This window comes from Brevibacterium sp. SIMBA_078, assembly GCF_046534565.1.
Classification (GTDB): Bacteria; Actinomycetota; Actinomycetes; order Actinomycetales; family Brevibacteriaceae; genus Brevibacterium.
Genome location: NZ_JAWRYQ010000332.1, coordinates 1 through 260, shown reverse-complemented (window position 1 = coordinate 260; position 260 = coordinate 1). Strand labels below are relative to the sequence as shown.

Annotated in this window: 1 protein-coding gene; it reads right to left on the bottom strand. The window is 43.1% G+C overall.

Features of this window, described 5'->3' with window-relative positions; all coding sequences use genetic code 11:
* Positions 1–86: 86 nt before the first annotated feature.
* Positions 87–260: hypothetical protein (locus SB749_RS19920; protein ID WP_410711830.1), on the bottom strand; the 174-nt coding region annotated here is incomplete at its 5' end.

Below are 260 nucleotides of genomic sequence, written 5' to 3'. Positions count from 1 at the left end.
ACGCCGCGTTAAATTGCGATAACCGCATGCCATAAATTGAGCGAAGCGAAACCGGCACGCGGTTGGAGTCACTCTTAAGTGCCTTGTTATATCTGTATTCGCCATTCAGAAACTTTGTCACCGTCTTGCGTTTCACACTCATAACTACGTACATTTTTGTGAGGTTCTAGAAAATTAATTTCGAAATCTGGGGCGTCCAGGAAAAGGATATGCTCTTGAAATACTAATTCATCAGATTGGGGATAACATACCCAAGCACG